14 protein-coding genes and 1 tRNA gene are annotated in these 25,513 nt (G+C 49.0%); 11 read left to right on the top strand and 4 right to left on the bottom strand.

Translation table 11 applies throughout. From position 1 onward, the window contains the following. Window positions 1-491 precede the first annotated feature (491 nt). Window positions 492-908: a hypothetical protein gene (locus IE065_RS09010; RefSeq protein WP_189514188.1), complete on the top strand. Its 417-nt coding sequence runs from the start codon at window positions 492-494 to the stop codon at window positions 906-908. A gap of 160 nt (window positions 909-1,068) precedes the next feature. Here the strand turns inward: IE065_RS09010 and IE065_RS09005 are convergent, their stop codons facing one another. Together IE065_RS09005 and IE065_RS09000 are read right to left on the bottom strand one after the other, a co-directional pair. Beyond that, the gene (locus tag IE065_RS09005; RefSeq protein WP_189514186.1) at window positions 1,069-1,839 is read right to left on the bottom strand and encodes a hydroxypyruvate isomerase family protein; all 771 of its coding nucleotides are present in this window, start codon (window positions 1,837-1,839) and stop codon (window positions 1,069-1,071) included. Between the two features lie 253 nt (window positions 1,840-2,092). Next, a complete protein-coding gene (locus IE065_RS09000) occupies window positions 2,093-5,137 on the bottom strand; it encodes an alpha-mannosidase (RefSeq protein WP_189514184.1) in 3,045 nt (1,014 codons plus the stop codon). A 381-nt stretch (window positions 5,138-5,518) separates the two neighbouring features. Between IE065_RS09000 and IE065_RS08995 the strand changes: the two genes are divergently transcribed. The 3 genes from IE065_RS08995 (at window position 5,519) to IE065_RS08985 (ending at window position 11,257) form a co-directional block, all read left to right on the top strand. Further along, window positions 5,519-8,779 carry a right-handed parallel beta-helix repeat-containing protein gene (locus tag IE065_RS08995; RefSeq protein WP_189514182.1) on the top strand — a complete coding sequence of 1,087 codons (3,261 nt, stop codon included), beginning with the start codon at window positions 5,519-5,521 and terminating at the stop codon, window positions 8,777-8,779. Window positions 8,780-8,913: 134 nt separating this feature from the next. Beyond that, window positions 8,914-10,044 (top strand): hypothetical protein, encoded by a 1,131-nt coding sequence (locus IE065_RS08990; RefSeq protein WP_189514180.1) that lies wholly within the window; start codon window positions 8,914-8,916, stop codon window positions 10,042-10,044. 187 nt (window positions 10,045-10,231) lie between these two features. Beyond that, a complete protein-coding gene (locus tag IE065_RS08985) occupies window positions 10,232-11,257 on the top strand; it encodes a translocation/assembly module TamB domain-containing protein (protein WP_189514178.1) in 1,026 nt (341 codons plus the stop codon). Window positions 11,258-11,620: 363 nt separating this feature from the next. On the opposite strand, the gene IE065_RS08980 is transcribed toward IE065_RS08985, so the two are convergent. After that, window positions 11,621-14,620, bottom strand: a complete 3,000-nt coding sequence (locus IE065_RS08980; RefSeq protein WP_189514176.1) for a discoidin domain-containing protein — start codon at window positions 14,618-14,620, stop codon at window positions 11,621-11,623. Between the two features lie 607 nt (window positions 14,621-15,227). On the opposite strand from IE065_RS08980, the gene IE065_RS08975 reads away from it, so the two are divergent. The 7 genes from IE065_RS08975 (at window position 15,228) to IE065_RS08945 (ending at window position 25,229) form a co-directional block, all read left to right on the top strand. Then, the gene (locus tag IE065_RS08975; RefSeq protein ID WP_189514174.1) at window positions 15,228-16,859 is read left to right on the top strand and encodes a glycoside hydrolase family 5 protein; all 1,632 of its coding nucleotides are present in this window, start codon (window positions 15,228-15,230) and stop codon (window positions 16,857-16,859) included. 27 nt (window positions 16,860-16,886) lie between these two features. Next, a complete protein-coding gene (locus IE065_RS08970; protein WP_189514172.1) occupies window positions 16,887-17,774 on the top strand; it encodes a PA14 domain-containing protein in 888 nt (295 codons plus the stop codon). A gap of 355 nt (window positions 17,775-18,129) precedes the next feature. Then, a complete protein-coding gene (locus IE065_RS08965) occupies window positions 18,130-21,600 on the top strand; it encodes a hypothetical protein (RefSeq protein WP_189514170.1) in 3,471 nt (1,156 codons plus the stop codon). Beyond that, complete coding sequence (locus tag IE065_RS08960; RefSeq protein ID WP_189514168.1) at window positions 21,597-22,343, top strand: hypothetical protein; 747 nt, start codon at window positions 21,597-21,599, stop codon at window positions 22,341-22,343. The genes IE065_RS08965 and IE065_RS08960 overlap by 4 nt, the downstream gene beginning before the upstream one ends. A 262-nt stretch (window positions 22,344-22,605) precedes the next feature. Continuing rightward, a complete protein-coding gene (locus tag IE065_RS08955; protein WP_189514166.1) occupies window positions 22,606-23,646 on the top strand; it encodes an ABC transporter permease in 1,041 nt (346 codons plus the stop codon). Continuing rightward, the gene (locus IE065_RS08950; protein WP_189514164.1) at window positions 23,633-24,397 is read left to right on the top strand and encodes an ABC transporter permease; all 765 of its coding nucleotides are present in this window, start codon (window positions 23,633-23,635) and stop codon (window positions 24,395-24,397) included. Before IE065_RS08955 ends, IE065_RS08950 begins: the two co-directional genes overlap by 14 nt. Window positions 24,398-24,491: 94 nt before the next feature. After that, window positions 24,492-25,229 (top strand): hypothetical protein, encoded by a 738-nt coding sequence (locus IE065_RS08945; protein ID WP_189514162.1) that lies wholly within the window; start codon window positions 24,492-24,494, stop codon window positions 25,227-25,229. An 89-nt stretch (window positions 25,230-25,318) separates the two neighbouring features. On the opposite strand, the gene IE065_RS08940 is transcribed toward IE065_RS08945, so the two are convergent. Then, window positions 25,319-25,394: transfer RNA gene (locus tag IE065_RS08940), tRNA-Thr, on the bottom strand. Between the last annotated feature and the right edge of the window lie 119 nt (window positions 25,395-25,513).

Below are 25,513 nucleotides of genomic sequence, written 5' to 3'. Positions count from 1 at the left end.
CTATTAGTTTCAATATTTCTCGCAATATTACCACGTGCCCAAAATTCCATATGAGCTCCGCTCATAGGCAATAACTCGCGTCAAGGTAACGGAAAAGTTCTTCCGTGATGTGGGCGTACGGAAACCAATACTCATCAGACGAATACTGGAATAGTGGCTGGTAAATTGAAGGTCCGGCTCACAAGTCAGAAAGCCTACGCCACCTTATGGCACCAGTGGGGCGGGTTCACCTCAGTTCTTGACCCAAGCGGATGTCCTCAGCGCAATTGGAAGTAAGCTCACCGCGAGGTCGGATACTTTTGTTATTCGTGCCTATGGAGAAGTGATCGATCCGCTGGCCTCGACGACCGCCGATCCGAGCATCTGAAACGCCCTCAAGGCAGTTTCGAGTACTTGCGTTTGGCGATCGCAGTGGCTTGATGGGGTTCGTGTCAACGTCGTTGTGTCTGATTTTGAATCCATTTTAAATGATCCGGACCCAGATGGAGTAAATGTTTAAAAAACGATCGATCCAATGCTGCTACCGGATACTGAAGAAATCCAATGAGCATCCGCCGGTTCCAAAGATCGTGCGCATGACCGATAAGCCATCCTGCATGATCAAGCATACATCTATCGCACTGTGGCTATTGCTGACTCCAGTCCTGTGCGCGGGGGAAGGGTATCAATATTTGGGGCCAGTGGAGACGCTCGGCAATGGGACTGTTACGCTTCAGGTCGCATTGGACGTCGGGCGGATCGTTTCTTTTCGCCAGCACAATGAGCCCGATTGGATTGTCGTATTTGATGAGGAACCCATCCCAGTTCCTGGAACTGGAATCCATGGGGAGGTGATCGCATGTGGCCGACTACACAATATCTCAACTTTCAGATATATGGTAATGGCTGGCCCCCCCCCTTTTTTTTAATCGGTCCCTTCCAATACCTCCGCGACGACTCCCAAACATGATCAACCAAGACGATGTTGGAGCACTCACGCGCTCCAAATCGTTACCATTGGCAGTCAAGAGAGGGTCGCTGGCCGAACGCTTACACTGGATGGTGGTGTGTGTGGGGGGGGGGGCTAACTTATTTCAGGCTAGCTTGACACAGATTGAAGGCAGACTCCAAGCTTTGAACAGGCGTGTTATCTGACAGGAATTCATGGCCAATGTAGCCAGTATAACTCGTTGCAGCGATTGCCTTAAAGATACCTGAGTAATTCAATTCTTGATTATCATCTAGAGGCCCGCGACCCGGATTGCCTGCTGTATGGAAGTGCGCAAAATGAGAATGGTGCTTGCCGATAGTTCTGATGATATCTCCTTCCATTATCTGCATGTGATAAATGTCATAAAGAAGCTTGAAGTGAGGAGAATTGATTTTCTCGCACAGGGCAACTCCCCAGTCTGTATGATCGCACTGGTAGTCACTGTGATCAACTTTACTGTTCAGTAACTCCATAATGAGTTTGACGCCTGTTTTTTCAGCATAAGGTAGCACTTTCTCTAGCGTATGAGCGCATTGTGCGAGCCCAGTATCATCATTGAGGCCATTGCGATTTCCTGAGAAACAGATGAGATTAGAAATTCCATACTCACTGGCCAGCTCTATGTTGGTCCGTAGCTCTCTTTCAATTTTCGCTGCATTTTCAGGCCGGTTGAGCCCATCGTTGATAGAGCTGTGTCCACCGATCGAGACGATGTTCAAGCCCGCGTCTTGGGCCATCGGCCAAAGTTCAGGCTGAATTAGTTCGACCCCCTCGTAGCCTATCCGTTTAGCGGCACTCAGAAGTGCCTCATTTTCTACGCCTCGTTGGGCATAACTCCACCAACAGAATGATTGCTTAATTTTACTCATAATTAGTCCGGGTAGCTTTCCTGATGGGTTCAAACTTACGAGAGACTTGACGAACAATCATTTTGACAGAACCGTGTGGAATTTGTAGATAATTACGGGTCAAAGGCGCAAGCACATATTTTTATGAATTGATGGAGCAAAGGCTAAATTGTACCCTTAATTAAACAGTTATTCATTTATTTATATACGCAATACTATACGATCAACGTACCGGTGATTCAGCTTCAGGAGAGCAGGTTGATCTATGAGAACCTCACTCCTCTTTGTTTTGATGAATGGCGGGCAATATCTGGACACTCACAACCTGATAGGGGAAAAAAGAAATAATACCATTGCAGGGTTCTGAAGTGGTTTCTCCAATTTGAGACAAGGCCATCCTCCACCCAGGGCGTACTTTCATCCGTAATTGACCTCTCTGACCGGCTACTTCGTGTAGGCGCAAAACGTATCCTTCGTTTGCCAGCGGCTTTACCCAGCAGGGCGTCAAGCTCTCACCACCTTCGATTGAGAGAACGGCTGACTCAATTGCTGCACCCTTATAGAATAATGGCTCAGTATAAAGTGTGTCTGCCAAGCAGGCAGGCTGACGCTCTCTTGGCAAGTCGGCACTATAACGCCCGAGTGCTAGGCGAATGTGGTGCTTCCCAATGTCGCTGTAGGGCGAGTCAATATTAAGGCGAGTCAGATGCGGAGGCCATGCATGGCTATGATCGTCATATCCAGTTACACGTGGGCTTCTCACTAGGCTGATTCCAATTTGGCCACTGCGGACCGATGCGCCGTACTTGTTTTCAGTGACGACGAATAGTCCTTCGCGTTCACCGTCATCATACACTGCCATATGGCGACTAAATGGGACCTCCCACATGGCTTCTGCGGTTAGGCCATTGGGTACTTGAAAGCGTTGGACAGACCCAAATGGTGCTCCAAAGCGTGCATTGACGGCGGTATATTCGGTTGGAATTAGGAGCTTCAGCAGGCATTCAGGTTCGTTCCACTCCAATTCAACAGATACATGCATTAGTGGGCTGCCGGACTCCAAAAGAAAGGTCACGGTGGCCTGGCTCTGTTTGCCGATAGATCGTGTCACTGCAAATCCACCCCGATGCGGGCCATCTGATACGGCAATAACGGTTGCCTTCGATGCGCAAAGATGCCCGCTAGACAAAACATGGCGATCAATATCCCAAGCCTCAAAGTGAGCCGCCTTGTCTTCGTAAATCATTAGTTGCCCAAGTGGGCCTGAGAGTGGAACGGAAATTCCCTCCCACTCCAGACGGTCCACCCAGCCAGAATCATTCAGCTGGAATGCGGCAAGGCCATTGGATACTTCGCGTCCTTGCACACTCACTGGATCCGGTGAATCGACTACTGCGTCCCTCAGCTCACAGCCGGATAGGGGAGGGAGGGAAACCAAAGCCTTCGTGTCGGAATTTGGCTCTGTAATCCATTTGTGTATCATTACTGCGTGCGGATTGAATAAGCATTCGCGACCCTCACCGTTCAGCGCATTATATGCCGTCTCAATTTGTTGGTCGGCAATTCCATCCAGTTCCTGTAGGCCTTCCATATAAACATCCCACACTGAGCTGCCAGGTATGTAGTCATGAAATTGTGCAAAGACGAGCCGCTTCCAGGAATCTTTGATATTCCAACGGTTACCGGTTGCGGCGGCGACTGCCTCTGCGACTTGCAACGCTCGCTCCAAATTACGGAAACTGGCCTTTAAGTTACCATGCGTTGTATAAGTTCCACGATGATACTCTAAATAGCACTCACCCTGATGAACTGGTAAGTTATCCTTAACAGACTCGAGCCTTTCAAAGAAAGCTTCGGGCTGCCCCCACTCAATCGATGGCATTCCAGGGAGAGAACCAAGACGCCGTGCTCGTTCGAGCATTTCCGGTGTTGGGCCACCGCCACCATCACCATAGCCCGTTGGCAAAAGATACTCTTCGTAGACGTCCGCTTGCTGATTGGAATGCATGGGTGCCTTGATGTTATCGATGGTCATATGTGTGACATACCCAGACTCCTGAGTCACATGCGCCAGCACCTCAGAGCCATCATTCCCACGCCAAATAAAACTACTGTATGGAAATCGATTAATCGCGTTCCAAGTCATCTTCGTCGTAAAAAAGTAGTCCACACCCGTTTGGCTCATGATCTGGGGCAAACAAGCTGCATAGCCAAAAACATCGGGAAGCCAAGTAAGGCGTGAGAGCTGTCCATTAATTTCAGTGAATCCTTCCTGGCCTAATACAAAACTTCGGGCTAGTGCTTCGCCACAAGCCAACGTTGTGTCTGACTCTACGTACATCGCGCCCGTTGCTTCCCATTGCTTGGTGTTAATTCGCCCAAGAACGCGCTGGTATAGGTCGGGTTCGCGACGAGAAACCGCCTCGTAGCTCGCCGGTTGGCTGTAGGCGAATCGAAATTCCGGGTAGTCATCCATCAAGCGGTCCACGGTCGCGAAAATGTTCACAGCCTTCAGTTCGCCCATTCGCTCGGGCCAAATCCAAACTAGATCGAGGTGAGCATGGCCAGTGATGACACAACGTGAAAAAGTCTTCTCCATGTGGAAGGTTTCATAAACTAAAGCCAACTTTTTCCGCATCTCTGAGATGCCAGATTGTTCCAATGTATCCACCGCAGCGTCCATGTCGCTCAGAAGGCGACGATAAACAGGTGAGTACTTATCCACATGGGCTTGCAGACCAGAAGCATTCAGCGTCGTACCAACCTGTGGGTTTTCACGCATACGCTGATCCAAGGTCAAATCGAAGAGGCATTTTAGGTCGTGGTAGGCCTCCCATGCGGCATCATTGCGTTGAACGATAAAGGCACCTTGGAAAAAACTGCCACTTTCCTCCATCCCATCGGCCTTGGGATGCCAGATGGCGCTTTGAATACAACTGGATTGTACCCATAGCTCAGTAGCTCCTTCAGGCAAACGACAAGATGGGTGGGCGACATTGTAGCCATAATATGGCTTATCGTCGATATAGAGTGTGGCCTCCCCTTGGTCCTGCCACTCAAGCCAAGTATTATTATCAGCAGGGGTAGGCAAAATGATACGGCACCAGCGCTGGTCAAATAGCTTTCCCCAGAACGAACAATGTTTTATCGGATTAAGTACGAGCGCCTTGCCTTTTTGAAGTGTTATTTGCTCAGCCTGAGGGTTGGAAGCTTCAACCTGAACCGGGCGGCGATTAAACCAAACTTGGCTGGAAAGGCGTTTGATCGCGCTATTTATTCGATTGGGGATCAGTTGGGGAAGGTGTTGTTGTGGGAGCATAAAAAGCTAAGCAGACGCTATTGATTTTGATTCTTTAGTTGTGGGCGTTTAAGGATTTTCATATCAGGCCAGTATATTCAATACTCATCACGTATCTGCAGAAGAAAAGTTATTTAATAATGGCCAAGTAATTTTAGTCTGCCCTTCTTAAGGGCGACTAAGCCATGGATGTAGATCCCGTTGCGACATGCGTATGAATCACCGAGTTAAGACGGGACGCAACTCGGATGTTTACGATTATTCTTGCAAAGGAGTTTGAAGTGTCAATATTCACCTAATACGTATTGGGCTTTATCTCATTACGTTTTGCTTGATCGGAGAAGTTAAAGGCATCGCTTTAAACTTTTTCGATTTCCCTCCCCCCCCCCTAAAAATACCCCTATGAATAACACGCGCTTCTACGTTTCTATAATCTTGGCAGCAGTGGCTGGCCAGTTCGTGCAAGGTAGTGAACCTTCAGATGCACTTCTTGTTTTACAATCAATTCCGCCCGCCCAGGCGTCTGTTGTGGATTTAACGCCGGGTCGTTATGAACTTCCGACTGATGGACTTTTGCTTGAGGATCTGACTGATGTGACAATTAATGCGCATGGCGTTTCTCTTATTGCGACGAACCCAAAGGCAAGTGCACTGGTCATTAAGAACTGTAGAAACCTGACGATACGAGGTCTGACAATCGACTATGATCCGTTGCCATTTACTCAAGGGAGTATCACTGCGGTCAATAGCGTGAACCGGACTGCTGATGTCACCATACATACCGGTTATCCAGACCTGACTGCGGATTACCTTGTTAAGCGAATGAATCTCTTTGAGGAAACGGATCACCGGTGGAAAGTGGGCGCTCCTGACTACTACCTAGAGGACTTTGAGGCCTTGGATGAACGGCATGGTAGAGTTCATTTTCGATCATCTGACGCTGGGTTTAACCATGTGGAAGTTGGCGATCGAGTCGCTTTCAATATTAGATCTGTTGCAGGGGTGATGATAAAAGACCGAACAGAGGGGTTGGTTTTAGAGGATTGCACGCTTCATGCCTCCCCTGGCGTAGGCATCTTGGTTCGGTTTGCAGAAGATGCTGGCATTTACGAACGCTTGCGAGTGGTTCCCGGCCCGATTCCTGATGGGGCAACTGAAGCTCGACTGCTGTCCACTTCTGCGGACGGATTTAATGCAGCATACACGCGAATTGGGCCGATCATTAGTGGGTGCGAGTTTGCCTACATGGGCGATGACGGGGTGAATCTCCATGGAGTCGTGCTGCCTGTTCTAGAGTGGGAAGATTCAAGGACATGTCTTTCAATGCGTCCATATGGTGGTCAAGTATTTGATCAAGTGCTACGTCCTGGGGATGAAGCTCGTTTTATCTTAGAGCCGAATTTCCAATTGGTAGAAACTGCGGTAATTGAGAGTATTGAGCAGGTTGCTGGGTCGGTTGAGGATTGGTTTTCTGTGGCTCATGAGATCTGGCCCAGCTTTCAGACGTTTACCAATGCAACCTTCTTTCGAATACGGTTTGAAGAACCGGTTTTGAATGTCCCTGCCGAGGGTGCTTTTTGTGAGTTTTTTGCGAGCGCTGCTTCTGGATACGTGATTGAGAATTCTTATTTCCATGACCATCGTGCACGGGGGCTTCGCTTAATGGCCGGCAATGGTGTGGTTGAAAATAATCGTTTTGAGCGATTGAAGGGTGTAGCAATTAGCGCGGGTCCCGAATTCGCATACTGGAAAGAAGCGGGCTGGGTTCATGATTTGACGATTAAGAACAACGAGATTTCGAATGTGGGGCAGGGGGCTGATGTTTTTTCGGTTAACAGCTATACTCTCGGAGCGATTTCTCTTTATGCCCGTGTTATACCGGATGGAGAACAGACGCAGTATTTCAAGGGAAATGAGAATATCTTGATCGAAGGAAATGTGATTCAAAAATGCGCAATCGATGCGATCAGTATTGTCGCGAGTAAGGATGTGATCATTCGCGATAACAATATCTCTGACGTTAATTCGATTGATTCCTCCACTGCCGGTAGTTCCTATGGATTGGGCTTTGGGCAGCCTATCGCGGTCATTCAGTCAGATGCCATTATTGAGAGTAATGCGATCACGGAACTAGAGGACATGCTTGAGGTCAGTGTGACTTCCGGAAAGCCAAATATCAGCGAAGACATTGCTTATGTGAACCCCGCAGATACAAATGGGCTGCGTTTCTACTGGATCGAGGGCGATGGGCGGCGTGCTTTGGGACAGCAGTTTCAAGTGGAAAATGCTTTGACTGCAACGCAGTTGGCCTTGGAAATTAATTCTTCTACTAGTAATTCAGATCTAGCATGCCCGTTGCGTTTAACCTTTTCGCGGTGCAGTCAGGGTAGCCCTGAGCCTCGCGAGGAGATTGCCACTTACTACGGAGTGATTCCTGAAGGAAGCAATATTCACAGTAATCAGTGGCTGTGCTTGGAGTTTCCGGAACTGAATTTGGGAGTGGGGAATTACTGTTTCACAATCGAGTTTGTGAAGTCAGGGTTTTCAGGACGCTCAATCGTGCTGAATGTCGGTTCTGCTGTAGACGCTTATTCTGGTGGGAAGGGTATTCAGTCTCCCGGTAATTCCTTGAATGAGTGGAAGTACGGTCGCCCGATCAACTTTATTCTGTCGGGCATCGAGATGTCGCAGGGGGGCAGTGGGGGAGTCGCTCCACGGATGCTCAAAGTGGACCAACGTGGCGGAAGCATTTATGCAAGCCTCTCGTCGGCGGTTGCAGATGCACTGCCAGGTGATGTGATTAACATAGCCCCAGGCAGTGGCCCTTACCGCGAACCGCTTTATGTCAATAAATCGGGGTTACTCGGAAAGCCGATTGTCGTTGAGGGGAACGATGAAACGATTACTGGCTTCGAGCCACTGGATGATTTTAGAATCGAAGGTGGCAAATATGTGTGCGATATCAACGTGCCGTTCCCGTTTGTCATTCGTTTTCAAGGCGAGAGGTTGCTTCAGGATGCTAATAACGGCCAGTTTACAAAATACGCACTTCTCACAGAAGGGAATAGCCAACTGGAGCTTTTGCCCGGGGTCAGCCGACATGGGTGGGAAATCTCAACGCGATATTTCGCTGTTCGAATTCAGAATGCCTCTCATCATATCTATCGTAATATTCGAGCGAGTGGTGCGACCAATGACGGTTTTAATCTGCATGGCTCCGGCGAAGGGCTTGTTTTTGAATATGTTGAAGCATTTCAAAATGCAGATGAAGGTTTTTCAGCGCACGACAATATGTCATGTGAAATCCATACGGCTGCCTTTTACGAAAATGATAATGGAATTGGGAATGTTGGTGCCAGTGAGATGGTTGCAAGCAATGTTGATGTTTTTAATAATTTGGGATGGGGACTATGGTTGACGAATTGCTCTGCGGTTCTGAATGATATTAGTGCGTGGGATAATGGGATGTCTCAAGTTTATTTAAAAGGCAGTGCTCAGGTCGATGTGAGTGGTGTTACTGCTTATGAGCCGACTTGGAACACTCGCATGTGGATGAGCTACAAGGAGTCGGCCAATGTCACTGTACCGACACCACTGATTATTGATAATCAAGTACAGTTGTATGGAGAGTCAGTTTACTTGGAACTTTTGCCGGTGCAATAATAGAGATTTGGCATTGCTCTCAGGATTTGAGGGCAATGCCCCCCCCCGTGACGGCGTTACGTAAGCTGGCCCACCGCAACCTATTGATTGTGATAGCGGTTGAAAATTCCTCAGTGGTTTTTAACTTATATTGAATGACCACACCTGAGACCTCGAAGCTTTTTACATCTTGGGAGAACCCAGCCAATGGGGTTGAGAGCTTTATTCTGACGGAGCGCCCTGCGCCGGTACAACAGTCGTTCTATTATACGCACCCAAGCTTTAGTAGCGACGGGCGCTTCCTCTGGCTGCGCTGCGGATTTCCACCGCCAGGAGGGAGGCATTCGCAGCAGGTGCTGGGCGTCGTTGATTTTCATGAAGAGCAAGTTCGAGTGTTTCCGGAAACTCAGTTTCCCGCTGAATCAGCTATGGTCGATCAAACCACGGGTGAAGCTTACTGGAGCAATCACCTCGACATATGGAAGCGTGGCACCGGTGCGAACGACTGTGCAGAGTTGGTAAACAGCTTTCCGTCTGAACTGGCAACTGGCCGACTGGCGTTACTCGCAACCCACCCAACATTTTCAGCAGATCGCCGAAACTTGAACGTGGATGCTCGCTTTATTCAGCGCGACGGCACACCAATTTGCTACATCGGAGCACTGCCGCTAGATGGATCTCCCTTTGAGCTTTGGAACAAGTATGAGGGAGAATACTATGACCATGGTTGCTTCAGTCCCCACGATTCTGATCTTCAATTATTTGCCCACGAATATTGGCAGGACCACGAACCATTCGACCACGAACTTCCATATCACCGCATTTGGTTAATTCGCCGTGGTGAACAAGCGGAACCACTCCTTCGCACGCCCGTCAGCCATAGCGGGCATGAATGGTGGTCTGCCGATGGGCGGCATATCTGGTATTTGCATTATGGTGTTGGTGTTAAAAAAGTAGATGTGGTAAGTCGAGAAGAGACTCTCATTTGGCCTGGTGCGCTTTCGCATGCACATTCTGACCGCACGAATCGTTATCTTGTGGCCGACCGGATGGACCATCCGGGTACGCCGGATTGTCATGTCATTTTCCAGAACACGGTGACCGGAAAGGAAATTGAAATAGTAAACCGCGGTCCGCTTCGGGGAGACCTTACCCAGTGCGGCCACCTGCATCCGCATCCGCAATTCTGTTTCGATGATCGCTATATCTGCTATACTACCACGGTGCACGACCGAGTGGACATTGCTCTGACTCTTGTCGATGGACTGATCGCGCGGACAAGCTGATCATTTGCTCGCAGTAGCACAAACTGCATTTGAAAAACACTGTAAATGTATCTCGATGCAATCAATTGCATGACAGACCTATTGCGTTGCGAACTGTGGTTTTATAGTTTTTTTGACAATTCAGTTAGCTTATTTATACTGAATGCTAGTTTAAATCGACGATACATCCCATAACCCCCAAAATTACATGAAAATAAAGTCTTCTATCCCCCCAGCCATCGCATGCCTTGTCGCAGGCGTGGCTTGTTCGAGCTCTGCTTTTGGTCAAGCTGTTTGGACAGGTGCCATTGACACCAGCTATCAAACTGCTGGAAACTGGAGCCCATCGGGCGTTCCTACCTCCACATCGGGCACCAGCGTGACTATCGACTCTGGCGATGTCGTCTATACTCCGGGTGGGGATTTTCTTGTTGGTGGTGGTGCCACATATACCATGAATGGCGGTAGCTTCATTCAAGCGACTGGAAACAATTGGATGAAGTTCGGAACCAACACGGTCGGCGACGCAACTCTTATTTTCAACTCGGGTAGTAGCTTCAATGCAGGAACTTCTGCGAGAATGATGATAGGAGATTTCAATCGAAATACGCTGTTTCATGTCAATGGTGGTACGGTTACGACTAATGCCATTAACCTGAGAGCTCCAGGAACGATAAAAGTAAGCTCGGGTGAGCTCAACATCACAGCAGCTTTTATCGAGTCCTTGGGCAATTTTCAGATTGAAGGTGGCACGGTTAATTTCAGTCAAACCTATGCCCCTACAGCTGGCATACTGACCTTTAGTGGCGGTTCGGTGGATATCACTGGTCAGCTCCAACAAGCAGGGGCTGACTTAACGATTTCTGGTAGCGACGTCAGTGCGACGCTGTTAAGTCTCGCGGCGGCAAGCACGATTAATTTCACTGCTGGCACCATAACCATTTCCGGCACGACGGACAATGGGATCACTGCAGGTGCTGACGGCTATCTGAACTTCCTAACCGGTAGTTCCGGCCAACTGATTCTTGAGAATGTGGATTCGGGTCTTGCTGCATCGCTTCTCACCGATCGTATTCGACTTGATGGTGCAGTGAATGCCGGCGCATTCGCAGTTGCTGATTTTGGCATTGGCGGATCGAGCATTTCGCTGATCCCCGAGTCATCACACTATGCAATTGGCTTCGGCTTTGCAGTTCTGGCCGTCGGATTAATCCGTCGTCGTCAAACTAAATAAGGTACCTCGGTTTACTGATTCTCATAGAAAGTCACTGGCTTTTCTAAAAGAATAATTTAGTAAGCGGCTTCCTGAATTCAGGAAGCCGCTTTTTTGTCGATACTCTGTTGGGCGTTTCATGCCGTTAAACCATTTGCTCAGAACGTGGGTCAAGCAGATGTGAAACTTGGGCTTGGTACACGTGGGCTTTAAATGCGTTCGCCTCTGGCGGGGAGGGAGGGGGGGGAAGAAAAATGAAAAAAAAGGGTGCACGGCAAATAAGCCGTGCACCCTCTATAAACTATTGTTTCTCTACGTTTCAATGGCCTCTCTCAGCCATTGATTAACGCTCAGTAGGATTCAACCGGAATGGTCTCTGGTAACCTAGAGGCTGCCATAAACTTCGATTTCATAGAGGGAGTTGCCCCATGACGTCCCACGTGTCTCGCAGAGAATGCGCACGTAGCGCCCGTTGCCGCTGAGGTTCGTGAGTTGATCCGTACCGCCGTTGCCGGTCGTCGTGGTATAGATGTCTGTCCAGGTTGATGCATTATCCGAGACTTGGATTCGATAGCCGCTAGCATAGGCTGCTTCCCAAGAAAGGACAACTTCGTCGATGTCGTAGCTTTGTCCGAGATCCACGTAAATCCATTCGTTGTCGGCATATATGCTACTCCACCGAGTAACACCATCTCCATCAACGGCCATGTCGGCAGACCGTGACGAGTTTTGTTCAGTACTGGCGGTGGCTGTTTTGCCTTCAGTGAGGTTTGTTGGCACAGTGGGTGTCGTGTCTCCGGGTAGAGTGACGTTATCGAAGACTGCAGTCGTTAGCACGCTGTTGTTATGGGAGGTGGCAGCGAGGCCAATCTCCAAGTTCGTAGGCATGCCAGCGATGGTTTGAGCGCCAATGGTCGTCCAGTTGACACCGTCACTTGAGTGATAGCCCGTAAATGTGTCCCCGCTGCGGCTTAGTCTAAGCCAGTGTGGGATGGTTCCGGTGCCAGATATGTTCGCGGTTGAGCCACCGGTGGTCGAGCGGTATTGCATGTTTGTTGCGGTACCGTTGGTTGCTAAGACAAAGACGTTCCTTGCATTGGCATCGGTAGATTCTCGCATCATCAAGCCTGCTTTGGCCCAACTGTGGGTGGCGGTCAAGCTCGATACAAGAGCTGTAATCTCTCCGTCTCCTGTCATTGTTTGATGAAGGAAGCGGAAGCTATCGGCAGTGCCATAGATATCGTAGCCACTCGCTTGAATGGTGTAGCTGTCTCCACTCTCGCTATTATTTCCAGCTGCGCCGGTAGATCCAATGTCCGTTCCAGTTAGGTTACTTGCTACGGGAACACCGGACTCACTGCTGTATATTCTAAAACTACGGACACCATTGCCCCAGCCTGTGCCACGGACATCACAGTAAAGCCGAACGTAGCGACCATTGCCAGCAAGTGCAGTGAGGGTGTCTGTGCCTCCGTTTCCTGTGGTGGTCGAATAAATGTCGGTCCAGCTTGCGGCGTCATTGGATACCTGAATGCGATATTCACTGGCATAGGCATTTTCCCAAACGATTTCGACGCGATCGAAGCCGTAGGACTGCTCAAGGTCGACGTAGATCCATTCGTCGTCAGCAAATGAACTGCTCCAGAATGTGGCATCATCACCATCGACTGCCTTGTCTGCACTCTTGGAGCTATTTTGAATGGAGCTGGCGACTGCGATCTTGGCATAGGCGATATCTACCTCTTCCTGCGTGACGGTGTAGGCGAAGTCTTTTGTCAGAACGGCCATCTGTGGGCGGTCGACCGTATAGTTGCTTGAGGGATGGACACCGAGAGAATAGTTGTTCCAGTAGCGGCCACCTGCCCAGTATGTGGCGCTCAAGCCATTAGCACCTAGGTACTCCATAAAGTTTTCCAAGACGTCGTTCCAGCGCGGCTCGTTTCCGGGAATACCATATTCTCCGACGAAACCGCGTGCGTCACGTTCCTTAAGCCATTGGACGAATGGCTCCACGCGGTGGATGGCTTCATAGGGGTAGACTTGCTCTGCACTCCAGGAGCCGTAATTATCGTTTCCTGCATTGCTAAAATAGCAGTGGGCTTCATAGATCAGTTTGTCTGATGGATCGATCACATCGAGATTGGGGTTTGATGCACGCCATTTAGTGGCGCTACTCCAGTTTTCACCTCCAACGATGATCCATGTTTTTGCATCCACGGAACGAATAGCGTCCGTTGCTGTTTGTGCAGCGACTGGCCAGTTGCCGCCTCCGGCGGCCATTCCGACTGGTTCATTCATTAAGCCGTAGCCATAGATGGCATCGTTATTCTTGAAGTGATCTGCGATTTTCAGCCATACGTCAGCATAAGCACTGTGGGGCAGAGCAGGGTTCCCGATTTTAATGTCATCATCATCATAATGACCATAGTCATGCATATCGAGGATGACCTTCATATCGCGTGCTGCCGCGAGCGCAAGGACGCCATCGATTAAAGCCAGTTCGTTGGTGCTTAGTGGCGCATAGAGTGAATTCTGTAGGCGCTTCCATTTGAAGGGCAGGCGAATTAAGTTCAGTCCCTTGCTGTGATAATACTCCACTTCGTCCTCATTGGGATAGAAGTAGTTGTATCCATGAGTTCCTGGTAAATTGCCGGAATTGAATTCAGCTCCAGCAATGTTGACGCCAAACATTTGGACAAATCCGTCATCACTTGGTTCGTAGTAAGGCGGTGCATTGAGAACCAACGAGCACGCGATGCTGCAGAGCCTCAAGTGGTCAGAGCTTGGAGGAGTCACATTTGTGAATATAATCGGCGTGTTAGCATCAGCGATGATGGGATCGGATAGGGGGTAATTGCCTCTTCTGCCTCCAATTGTGATGACACCGTTTGCGGTGGTCATAATGAGATTCAGAGATTTGGCGATACCCTCGTCGGTCCAGGTAATGCGAACTTCTTCACCGCCTTGGTATTCATGCATGGTGAATGCCTCAATCGCAATCTGATGGTCTACAACGAGTGAGAATTGGTCGCCGCTATCGAAGCGGGCAACCGTCGCTTCACCAGCCGCCATACCGTTGGTGCCATGATGACTCCAAGTTGCGGGTAGGGCACCTGTGGTGTCAGGAGCATTTGGATCCGTGACATCTACCCCTTTCAGGGCATTCTCGAATGAGAAATTCACCTGTGTGCCACCATTGTCTGGCAAGGTGAATGTATGGGCGACTGTGGATTCGCCACCTTGTACATTCCAAGGACCTTGATGGAAGTATTGTAGTATGTGCGGGGAACCTAGATAGACAGTTTCGGCGTGTAGCCAAGAAGCCATGAACATCGTAATCACGATGAGCAAAGCGCGCGTTTTTATTTTAGATAGGGGGGACATATCTTGTTGTTTTTAGTTGTTATTATTAGGGTTAATATACTAAAAAATGGAGTAGCTTCTCGTGTCCAGTGCTCGGGGTACGCGTAGAGAGGTGCGAATTGAGCACGGATGAGTAGGGGAGCACGTGAGGCTAGTAGGGGGGCGAGTGGGAGAGGCGGGGGATTGCAATACAATGATTGCTTAGTGCCAGCAGATAAGCACACACGTCGCTACTGATCAACGTCAGCATTGCGCAATTGATTGCAGGATCATGCCAGTAGGCTAATGGATTTTAGTCAGAAAATGATAATTAAAACTCATGTATTTTGGGATATAAGTAATCAAAATAATTCTGTTTTCATCTATCTGTGCCTTGGTCTGTGCAACTAGTTGCGGGCTGTATGTGTTGCTCGTTCCATCTTTCTGGAATCGATTAAAGCCAAGACAAAAGGAAATCCGTTAGCTCAGTGCTTGTCCTGTTTCTTAACTGCTGAGCGCACAACCTCCCCCCCTCCCAAAAAAACAACCCTTTTTGATCAATGCATCATTCGGTAATTCGCGCTGCGAGTATTCTGTTCGGATTTAGCGTCTGTTTTGCTGATTTTGAATTTATTGAATTTAATTAGTAATGAATATTAAAAGAAAAATATCCTTATTCTTAATCTTGTTCTCAGTGGGCTTCGGATCGATTTTTGTGACAGGCCTCCATGCTTCGGACAGCTTAATATCCAACGGTGACTTTGAGAGAAATGGCACTAGCGGTCCCGCTGATTGGAGTGGCCCCGGTGGATCGCTTAGTTACGAAAAAGACGGCGGGAATACTTATGCTCGGCTGACTTCTTTGGAGCCGGGTAAAACCGCGATGCTTTATCGAGTGGTCGATATCCCTGCGGGAGTTCAAGCGCTCAAACTTAGCTGGCGCTGGCGGACAACAAATTTAAAACCAGGCAGCAAAGCATGGTACGACGCCCGCATTATGATGAACTTTAAGAACGCCAGTGGCGGCAAGGCATCGACTTCTCCTCCTCATCCTTATTTGAGGAAATCAACAAATGAGTGGCAGGAAAAATCAGTCGTGTTTCTGGTTCCAGAGGACGCAGTTGCCCTCGAATATATGCCCAGCCTCTTTCAGGTCAAACAAGGGGTTATGGACTTGGACGATATCAGACTGGAGCCAGTTGATCCCACAGCTGTTCGTGCTAAGGCTGATGCTAAAGCTGCCGAAAAGGCGCGCCTCACCGTTGCTGTCGAAGCACCCAAGACTAACCAATGGCCACCGATGCTGAAAGTTGTCGGGAATCGTCTACACAATCCTGAAGGCAAGGAAGTTTGGCTCCAAGGTGTTAATGTTGCCAGTCTCGAATGGAGTGCGCGCGGCGAAAATGTATTAAAATCGACAGAAGTTGCTATTGATAAGTGGGGTGCGAATGTCATCCGGCTACCGGTCAAGGATTCCTATTGGTTCGATGATGATGGTGAGAGTTACCGTAAGCTTGTAGACAACGTCATTACACTCGCTGCAAATCGTGGCGCGTATGTCGTGCTGGACCTCCACCGCTATCGTGCTCCCAAGGACGAGTATTTAACGTTTTGGAAGGATGCTGCGACTCGCTATTCGAACCACCCAGCCGTCCTATTTGATCTGATTAATGAGCCGCATGGCATTACTTGGGATGTTTGGCTTAATGGGGGATTTGTGGCGGAAAAAGGCAAAAAGGCCGATGAGGACGCATTTCTAACTGCGGATGAAAAGGTTAAGAATGCCCAGGGATTTGAGTCGCCCGGAATGCAGGCTATGGTCGATACAGTCCGCGCCACGGGTGCCAAAAATATTGTTGTTATCGGTGGGTTGGATTGGGCCTATGACCTTTCTGGTATTCTTGATGGCTATGCGGTTAAGGATGACCCACAAGCTAACGGAGTCATGTATTCGACGCATGTCTATCCATGGAAAAAGGGCTGGGTGAACAAATTCCTTAAAGTCGCTGATAAATACCCGATCTTCGTTGGTGAAGTCGGGGCCGACATTAATAAGATGGAATGGATGGCAGCCAGTGCACAGGAGGATGCCGAGACTTGGGTGCCGGCAATGTTGGCAGTGATTCAAGATTACCGGCTCAATTGGACTGCGTGGTGCTTTCATCCGCGTGCTTCACCCCGCCTTCTTCTTGATTGGAACTACACGCCTACGCCATTCTGGGGCGAGCAAGTCATCGAAGCGTTTTCTGGCAAAAAATTTAAATCTCAAAAAATGCGCTAATTATTACTTTCAAACGGACATATCAGTATGCGACGTAAAGTAAACTTACCACTAGTTGAAGTGCTAGTTGTCAGTTTGATTGCGCACTTCGTCGCCTTATTCGCGCTGGGCGGATTTACTATCTTTCAGTCCTTACGGGCAACAGAGCCAGAATTAGTTGCCCCAGACATTCCTTCGGCTATTCCACCACCGCCACCCGAAATTAAAGTTCAGCTTTCCAGTACGGCTAGTGCGCCCGTTATGACGCGATCGGTAGTGAGTATGGCTGAGATAATGCCGCTGGATATGGAAGTCCCGGTAATTCAATCCAGCGATAGTATCGGAATTGGCAAAATTTCGGGAGCAGGTGGAATTGGCCAATTACAAGGGATGCTTAAAAAACAATCCTTAAACATCGATTCATTCGGAACCGTTAAACAACTTGATCATTCTTGGGTCGGCACGATCTATACCTTCGATCACATCAGTCGATTACGTTCAGATAACGAATGGTTCAAGGATGTGAAGAAGAAGCGTCGGCAAACTCAAAAGATTTATAGTTACGCATTCAATCTGACTGTCCGGGATTTTACCGATGGATTTCCCGGAGTCACCGATCAGTTTGAGTGGTTTGCCATCGACTTCAAAGCGGTGCTGGAATGGCCACAAGAATTGGCGGGTGAATATGAGTTTCGCCTCAGTTCCGATGACGGTTCAATCCTTGAAATCAACGGCAAAGAAATTATCGACAACGACGGTAACCATGGCATGCAGGCTAAAACTGGGAAAGCTGTGCTTAAGGCAGGAAAGCAGCGTTTTCACTTAGCCTACTATCAAGGACCAGCCAAGAGTATTGGGCTGGTGCTGGAATATCGACGCACTGATGAAAAGTCATGGAAGATTTTTGACCTCCAAGATTTCCATAAATACCAATAATCTCATGAACGAGGTATTTGCCGAGGTATCAAAGACGTTAACGTCGACCACTCATTAGTAGCAAAAACGGCCTCACCGATCTCGCCTACGCAACTAATTGCATAGCGGCGGAGTTGAAACACATATGGGCATGCCATATGTTATCAACATGGCTTTAATATATTAAGCCATTTAAGATGCTTAGTTGCTTTCGCAGCCGTGGCTACCCAGATCAAATCTCCCCCCTTGAAAAATGTACTCCGATTAAGAAGTAGAATAATGACACACCATTTACCCCAATGTTAGCATGAAGACTAACAGCAGAATCGTACATAGAAGGTACTTATCCCAAAACAAGCGAGGTTTCGCTATCATCGTGGCAATGTCACTGGCCGCTTTTATTCTGTTATTGCTGCTTTCAATGGCAACTTTAACTAAAGTAGAGGTACATGCAGCAACCAATGCGGCCCGAAATAGTGAAGCGCGACAAAATGCGATACTCGCACTGAGCGTTGCGATTGGCGAATTACAGCGTCATACTGGGCCGGATCAACGAGTGACTGGTCAGGCTGATATTCTCATACCGGAGAGCGTCGATGTGGGAGTGGATATGGACTCAACTGCTGAGATGGTGAAGTTTGATGACTATTGGAATGATCGCCGAAACCGTCATTGGGTTGGGGCATGGAGCAATGGTAATGAGGATGATTTTGATCCGCAAAACCCAACGACAGCAAATGCCTTGCCCGACCTTAAATCCTGGCTGGTCAGCGGCAACGAGAATGGAGTTACCTTTGACCCCATCGATCAAATTACAGGTCTCACTTTGACGAGTTCTCCTCGTGAGTCTGTGCTCGATATCAACGGTAAGCCGCATCGAATACTGGTTAGCCCTGGAAACGGAACTGACTTGAATGCGATGAATCGTGCGGTGACGGCTCCCGAAGTTTCTTTAACCACTGATTCCGGGTTAACGACTGGCCACTACGCTTATTGGGTTGGTGACGAAGGTGTTAAAGCGCGCGTTAATCTGGTTGATCCCTATGCTGGAGAGCTGGCGTCGAGTGACACTTACTTTCGCCGTATTGCTTCGGCTCAGCGGGTCGCAGCTGAGGCGATTGCGACAAGCAAGGACGACGGTTTTGCTGCGATCTATCAGCCGAATGACGCAAAGCTAAGTGGCATTTTTGAGTTGGATCAACTGGGGCTACTTTATAGCGACGACAACTTTCGGGATGAAATCGATGAAAACATTCATGATGTGACGGTATATTCACGAGGCGTGCTCGCAGATGTAAAGCATGGCGGGCTAAAGCGTGACCTTTCCTATATTTTGGGCCAATCAGATATCAACTCACTTCGATCAGCGGTTGCTGCTGTATATGATGGGCCGGTCATTGATCCATCTGCTGATTATAACCGCGTGCTGAATGAGGAGGTGTCGCCGCTGGCGGAAGTCCCCACTGGTATGCCGTTCGTTAAGGTAGACCCTTATGTAGCGCCGGGCATTCTGGCATATACTCCGACCTGGGAAATGCTGTGGTCTTTTAACAATATGGGTAATCAAGTTGGGGATGTGCCAGCCGGTGTTTTTAATGACCGGGGGCAGGCAGTCCCAAGGCTGTTAACGTCGACACAGCACGGGATTCATCCCATTGTGGTTCACTCGAAGTTGTATTATGGATTACGAATTCAGGACGGTCAAATTTGGGTCAATTTTTATCCACTCGTAGTTTTGGCCAATCCCTACAGCGTACCGCTTGGTCCGTCTGACTATACGATACGTTTCGCTAGCAATCAGCCGAAGATCGGGTTTGACGAATTAGAACCTACGGATGACCCGCTGGATCCTGAACCTGATGATTTCAAAGAGAATAGTATAAGTCTGTTGCCGAATGGTGGGCTTGGAGAGATCAAGCTCGTATTGAGAAGTTCTGGCATGGAAGCAGGTGTAGCTCAAATTTTTACTGTTGAAGAGTTTTTAGCCACCGTTCCAATTCCAAAATCTACTGCCGCCCAGCGTGAATTCGAAGTAATCATGGTTAATGATTTCTCACCGGATGCTCACTTGACCTATAATACGGAGGTCAGCATCACGCCACCCAATACTCACGCCATTTTATATGGTAGCTCGAGTTATACGACCAAGCTTTACATGGATTATGATCCAAACGAAAGGGACCGCAAATTACTCCAGATTGTTACAGGTCATTACGTAGCTGATCCGGGCGGGACTACGGACTTTGATGGCATATATGTTTACCCCATGAATGCGGATAATCCCATAAATGGGAATGAGATGAAAGGTACAGGGCTGACCTGCTCGCTTTCGGATATCGTCCATAACATTACGCGAACTGGTTTGTTTTATGAGCGAAATTATCGAACGAATTACATCACTGGGTATCATAGTGCGACCTCGAGAAATCACCTGACGGAATGGGGTGCGGTTCATCAGAAAAAGGGATATCCGGGTAACGAAGGGTATTACCATTCGCACCTGCTAATGAAGCCCGGTAATTATACAAACGTTCGTTGGGGGCCGATCGCTACGGGAACGGGTAGTTATAATACCTTGGCACCGTCACCATTTTTGGATTCTGACGTTGGTTTTGAAAACCTACTCTATTCGATACCAGATCCTAAAAATCCGTTGACGTCGCTTGGGCAGCTCCAGCACTTAAATACCAACGCATTCATTGACCGAGTAGATCTCCGGACGACCGGAAGTGATAAGACATCGGTTCAGTCTTGGCAGGTCAATTACCCGATTTCCAATTCATATCCTCATTACTTAGTCAGTCGAGATAAGCTCTTCGAGTCGCCGTATTCAGGTACGCACTACGATGGTTCTTATATTTGGAATGAAATACTTTGGGACCGGTTTTATTTATCTTCTTATCCAGCTTCCGGCGAATTCGATTTCAACACCGATACCTTAGTCAACGCACGATATAGGCCATTTCGTTCACTGGATGATGAATCAAAGGCTGACGAGTCACTCTACCGTGGAAGTGGGTCTGCCACTAAACAAGAAAATAGCCGTATGGCGGCTAAGAACCTTATTAGCGAAGGTGCATTCAATGTGAATTCCACCTCACCAGAAGCATGGAAAGCGGTTCTATCGAGTCTGCGTGATATCAAGATCGGAAGTGAAATTGACACCGAAAATTTGACGGCACCTTTCACGCGGACAATTCATCGGTCAGGAGCGACAAATGTCGTAGATACAGTGACCACTGAGGACTCATGGAGAGGGTTTCGTAATTTAACAACCGATCAGATCGATCAGCTCGCCAATGAGATTGTTTTGCAGGTGCGACTTCGTGGACCATTTCTATCAATGTCTGATTTCGTTAACCGCCGCCTTATACCCGGAAATTATGATGTCTATGGTCTCGGACTGAGTGGCGCGTTGCAGTCCGCAATCGATGCGACCATCCATAGCGACGATTTTGAATCTCAAATCAACACCATCAGCCATAGTTTCGATAAGATTAAGCCCAAGTTTGATGCAAATCGCTACGCTGAGAGAGATTACATGAAGGTGTCCACAATGGTTGGCTCTCCTGGCTATCTACTTCAAGCAGATGTGCTCTCGGCTCTGGGGCCATATCTTACAGCGCGATCTGATACTTTTCGAATCCGCGCTTATGGGGACGTGGTCAATCCGATCAGCCAAAAAGTTGAATCTCAATCTTGGTGCGAGGCGGTCGTGCAGAGACTTCCAGATTATGTGTCGTCAGTTGATGATGCATATAGTGATCCCACTGATTCTAAGAATATTGCTTTTGGTCGCCGCTACCAAATCGTCTCTTTCAGGTGGCTTGATCATGATGAGTTATGAATCGTAAATTATTAATATTTTTGACTTTTCAGGCATTGCTGTGCTTATGTCCTACTGTCGCTTTGAATGCTGCGCCAATTGGGAATAAGGTGAGCATGCGATTCGTCTTTATTGATGAATCCGGCGGAGCGCTTTTCTTGAAAGATGGCAATCAATACAAGCAGATAAGTAACGTTCCTTACTCAATCAGTAGTCCTGTTCAAGTCAGTCCGGGGGAACGATTGGAAATCTATAAGAACGTTTCTTCTGTTGATCCTGAGCAGAAACTTACCCGAGTAAAGGTAGCAACGCTCACGGCACCATCTCCGACGGAAGATGACTCGACCTCCGTTCTCTCGGTGATCCGGCTTACCGGAGGTGAAAGCGGCTTTCAAAACGTTTATTATGATGATGACACACGAGAATTTCCCGAGCGGTCATTTCGTGTGTTGAATCTCGGCCAACGCTCAATGGCAATTGCTTTGGATGATATTCGCGCAACCGTCGATCCGGGGGAGGCAAAAATACTACAACCGGAACCTGATCGAAAGAACAGAGTTTCAGTTCAAGTTGCTGAGAGTGGATCTACTGGTTGGCAAATGCTTTATCAAAGTGTGGCGATGCTGCGACCAAGCGAGCGAGTAACTGGTGTTTTGGTTTTTTCGCCCAGTGGCATGCGACACACTTATACAGAAGATGAAATCAAGGTGTTCGGTGAGCCTCCGCCGGGGCATGTTTGGCTAACTTACACCGAGAAGCTATAGCTGTAGGTATCCGAGTTAATCATCCTCGGAAAAGTTTTAGTTGATGGCTATTCTTTTGTTGTGGCGGATTTGTATGCTCAATGCTAATTTGATCGCCTGTTGCCCAGCTGCACATCGTCTTTATGCCCGAAGCCATCGGTCGCTATTGCCAGCTCCCCCCCCCCCTAAGCTGACCCTGCTCTGCATTATTTTGATCCCGCTTTTAAATTCCAGAATGTGGAATTCTCTCCGATTTAGCGGGACGCTGGCTTGACAAGGAGACGTGCGCGGTTGGCATAGCGAGATGGTCGCTTACGTGCTGCGCAAGTCTTTGCTGTTGCTGGCGCTGTTTCTGACGGCGAGTGCTTTGCTGTTTGGCGCATCACGGTTGGCGTTGGGCGATGGAGTGCTGCTCGCGCAAAAAGCACCAGACCCCGAGCGAACAAGGGAGATCGAAACGGCGCTCGGTCTGGACTTGCCTTGGCGCACTCAATACCTGAACTACCTTGGCAACTTCCTGAGAGGCGATTGGGGGGCGAGCATTCTTAACCAGAGGCCTGTTGCTGATGAGGTCTCCAATCGACTACCCGCAACCTTGGAACTTAGCCTTATTGCGCTGGTTCTCGGGACGCTGATGGGCTTGGCGACGACACTTTTGGGGGAGGCGTTACCATGGGGCTGGGCGAAAAAAATGCCCGCGGTACTCGGGGCACTGGGCCTCACCGTGCCGATCTTCTGGCTCGGTCTTCTGATGATCATCGTGGGGGCCGTCTGGTGTGGGGCGTTTCCGGTCTCGGGGCAATTCAACTTTATGCTCGATCGGCCGAGTGGTACGGGCTTTTTAGTTATCGACTCAATTCGATCGGGGGATGGTGCGGCACTTGTTTCGGCGCTGCATCATTTAGCGTTACCAGCGTTTTGCCTGTCATTTTTTCCGGCAGCAGTGGTTAGCGGATTGTTGCGTGCACGGTTGCACGAGCCACGCTGGCAGCGGTTGGTTATTGCTTTGCGGGCCAAGGGGCTTTCCCACGCGGCCATCTGGCTCAGGCATGGTTTACGGCTGCTCGGAGCTCCGTTGATTATCGCTTTGGGAACGAGCTTTGGCCTGTTGTTGGGTGGTTCGGTGTTGACTGAGACTGTGTTCGCTTGGCCGGGGATGGGCCGGTACCTTGTTGGTGCAGTGCTCGACCGAGATGTTTTTGTTATTCAGTATGCGCTGCTGTTCGTGATGTTTTTAATTTTTGTGGTGGTTTGGGGCGCTGAACTTTTAGCTGTTGCCCTTAACCCGCAACTGGCAAATTCGGAGGTCGATGATGCGCATTAATTGGCTGCTGGTGTGCGTGGCGCTGATCGCAGCTCTGGGTCTCCTATGGACGCCATACGATCCTTTGGCACAAGACTTCCGCGAACTGCGCTTGGGAGGCTTTAGTCCGCCGCATTTGCTCGGTATTGATGGCTTGGGCCGCGATGTACTTAGCCGGCTCTGGCGAGGCTTGGGTAACACTGTCGCGCTTAGCCTGATTGCTTTAGTTTTGAATTTTGCTGTGGCTTCGATGATGCTTGTAATTGAAGAGAAAGTCCCCATAATAGGCCGCACACTGATCCCCTTGGTGGCAGCAGTTTGGCTGGGATTTCCTGTTGTTTTTTTGAGTCTGATCCTACTGATGTTCCTGCCACCAGCTGGCGGCACGGTAGTGCTCGCGGTCGCGCTGGGTAACACACCGGTCAGCTATCGCCAACTGCGGGTAACGTGGCGCGAGCAGCGCCGCATGGCTTATGTTGAGGCGAGTTCCGCGCTGGGAGTGACGGGATGGAAACTCTTTCGTTGGACGCTTTGGCCGAATCTCATGCCTGACGTTGTTGCACTGGCACGGTTGGTTTTTGCACTGAGCGCGTTAGAGTTGAGCGGGCTGGCGTTTTTGGGTGTAATTGGCGATCCGGATTTCCCCGAGCTCGGGGCCATGCTCAGGCAGAATCAAGCCTACCTGACGAATGCTCCTTGGTTGGTCTTGTTGCCGGGCATAATCCTGAGTGGCATGTTGCTTATGGTGCATCTGAGTGGGCAACGCAAATAATGTGGAAAGCAAAGGGACTTAGCTGGGCATATTTATAAAATCTAGTATAAAAACCTTGTCTTGATGGAGTGTATTCCTTATACGTCTTGGCACCATGAAAACACTGCTAACTACCTGCTTCATCTGTTTATCTTCGCTATCAGCGTCGGCTGCATTCATTACCTACACGGACGGGATCACCAACGTAAACGATGGAAGTGGCCCAGCTTGGGTCGGCCCAACGGTGATGTTCAAAGAGATTATCAACGACTATGCGGGCGCTCCGAGTGAGAGTGGCGCATCTGGTGCTACTCAAACGGGTTTCAGCCTATTTGATCCGGGCGGTGGTGGCCTAGATATCACATTGTTGACTTGGAGTTTTGGTCCGATGGATCTACTTGGTGTAGGAGTGGGCGACTCAGTGACGCAGTCTCCTGGCCCAGCATCGCCCGGTTACGAAGATTATCGTTACGACGATCTTGGTCTTACGGCACCAACTAATTTGACATTTTCATACAATGGCGTTGAGTGGGCCACTGGCTATATCACCGAGTTCCTCATTGAAGTGCCGAATAATGCGGACCCCAGTGCAGTCGGTTCTGGATCTGCAGTTTTGACTGCCAATTCCGTTGCTGGTCAAGCCTTTATGGATGAAATCGCGATATTGACTGGCGGCACGTTTGACCTCGATTTTGTTGCCAATGACTTTAATTCACTCTCAGGGGTCGACCCAGCGACTTTCAGCAGTACTGGCCAGATCAACTTTGTTCCTGAGCCAGGATCGACAGCAGCGGGCATGGCAGTATTGATCCTCAGCGGCGTAATGATCTGGCGTCGCCGTCAAAGCACATAAGCCCCCCCCTTGGATAAGGCTTAGGGCATAAAAAAGCCCGCGGTGCGTTTAGGCGTGCGGGCTGATGCGGGTTTCGGGGGGCTATTTAGTGGAGCCGGGCAACGGATTCGAACCGTCGACCTGCTCATTACGAATGAGCTGCTCTACCAACTGAGCTAGCCCGGCATCCAGTAAAGCTGAAACAAACATCATTTTGGGCTTTGCTGGTCAAGGACGAAGTTAGGAAATACTATACTCCTGAATGAGTGTCCATTGATCTTTTTATCCGTAAAAAATGAAGTGGC

Origin of the sequence: Cerasicoccus arenae (assembly GCF_014651635.1) — a bacterium.
In the GTDB taxonomy this organism is placed as follows: Bacteria; Verrucomicrobiota; Verrucomicrobiia; order Opitutales; family Cerasicoccaceae; genus Cerasicoccus; species Cerasicoccus arenae.
The sequence above is the reverse complement of the archived record's forward strand: the minus strand, read 5'-3'. Positions and strand labels throughout refer to the sequence as shown.

What these genes read in the sequence shown, in the direction of transcription:
- IE065_RS08960 (WP_189514168.1), top strand. Translation starts at nt 21,597, where the DNA reads ATGAATCGTAAATTATTAATATTTTTGACTTTTCAGGCATTGCTGTGC.
- IE065_RS09000 (WP_189514184.1), bottom strand. Translation starts at nt 5,137, where the DNA reads ATGCTCCCACAACAACACCTTCCCCAACTGATCCCCAATCGAATAAAT.
- IE065_RS08945 (WP_189514162.1), top strand. Translation starts at nt 24,492, where the DNA reads ATGAAAACACTGCTAACTACCTGCTTCATCTGTTTATCTTCGCTATCA.
- IE065_RS08980 (WP_189514176.1), bottom strand. Translation starts at nt 14,620, where the DNA reads ATGTCCCCCCTATCTAAAATAAAAACGCGCGCTTTGCTCATCGTGATT.
- IE065_RS08975 (WP_189514174.1), top strand. Translation starts at nt 15,228, where the DNA reads ATGAATATTAAAAGAAAAATATCCTTATTCTTAATCTTGTTCTCAGTG.
- IE065_RS09010 (WP_189514188.1), top strand. Translation starts at nt 492, where the DNA reads ATGTTTAAAAAACGATCGATCCAATGCTGCTACCGGATACTGAAGAAA.
- IE065_RS08995 (WP_189514182.1), top strand. Translation starts at nt 5,519, where the DNA reads ATGAATAACACGCGCTTCTACGTTTCTATAATCTTGGCAGCAGTGGCT.
- IE065_RS08950 (WP_189514164.1), top strand. Translation starts at nt 23,633, where the DNA reads ATGATGCGCATTAATTGGCTGCTGGTGTGCGTGGCGCTGATCGCAGCT.
- IE065_RS09005 (WP_189514186.1), bottom strand. Translation starts at nt 1,839, where the DNA reads ATGAGTAAAATTAAGCAATCATTCTGTTGGTGGAGTTATGCCCAACGA.
- IE065_RS08985 (WP_189514178.1), top strand. Translation starts at nt 10,232, where the DNA reads ATGAAAATAAAGTCTTCTATCCCCCCAGCCATCGCATGCCTTGTCGCA.
- IE065_RS08970 (WP_189514172.1), top strand. Translation starts at nt 16,887, where the DNA reads ATGCGACGTAAAGTAAACTTACCACTAGTTGAAGTGCTAGTTGTCAGT.
- IE065_RS08990 (WP_189514180.1), top strand. Translation starts at nt 8,914, where the DNA reads ATGACCACACCTGAGACCTCGAAGCTTTTTACATCTTGGGAGAACCCA.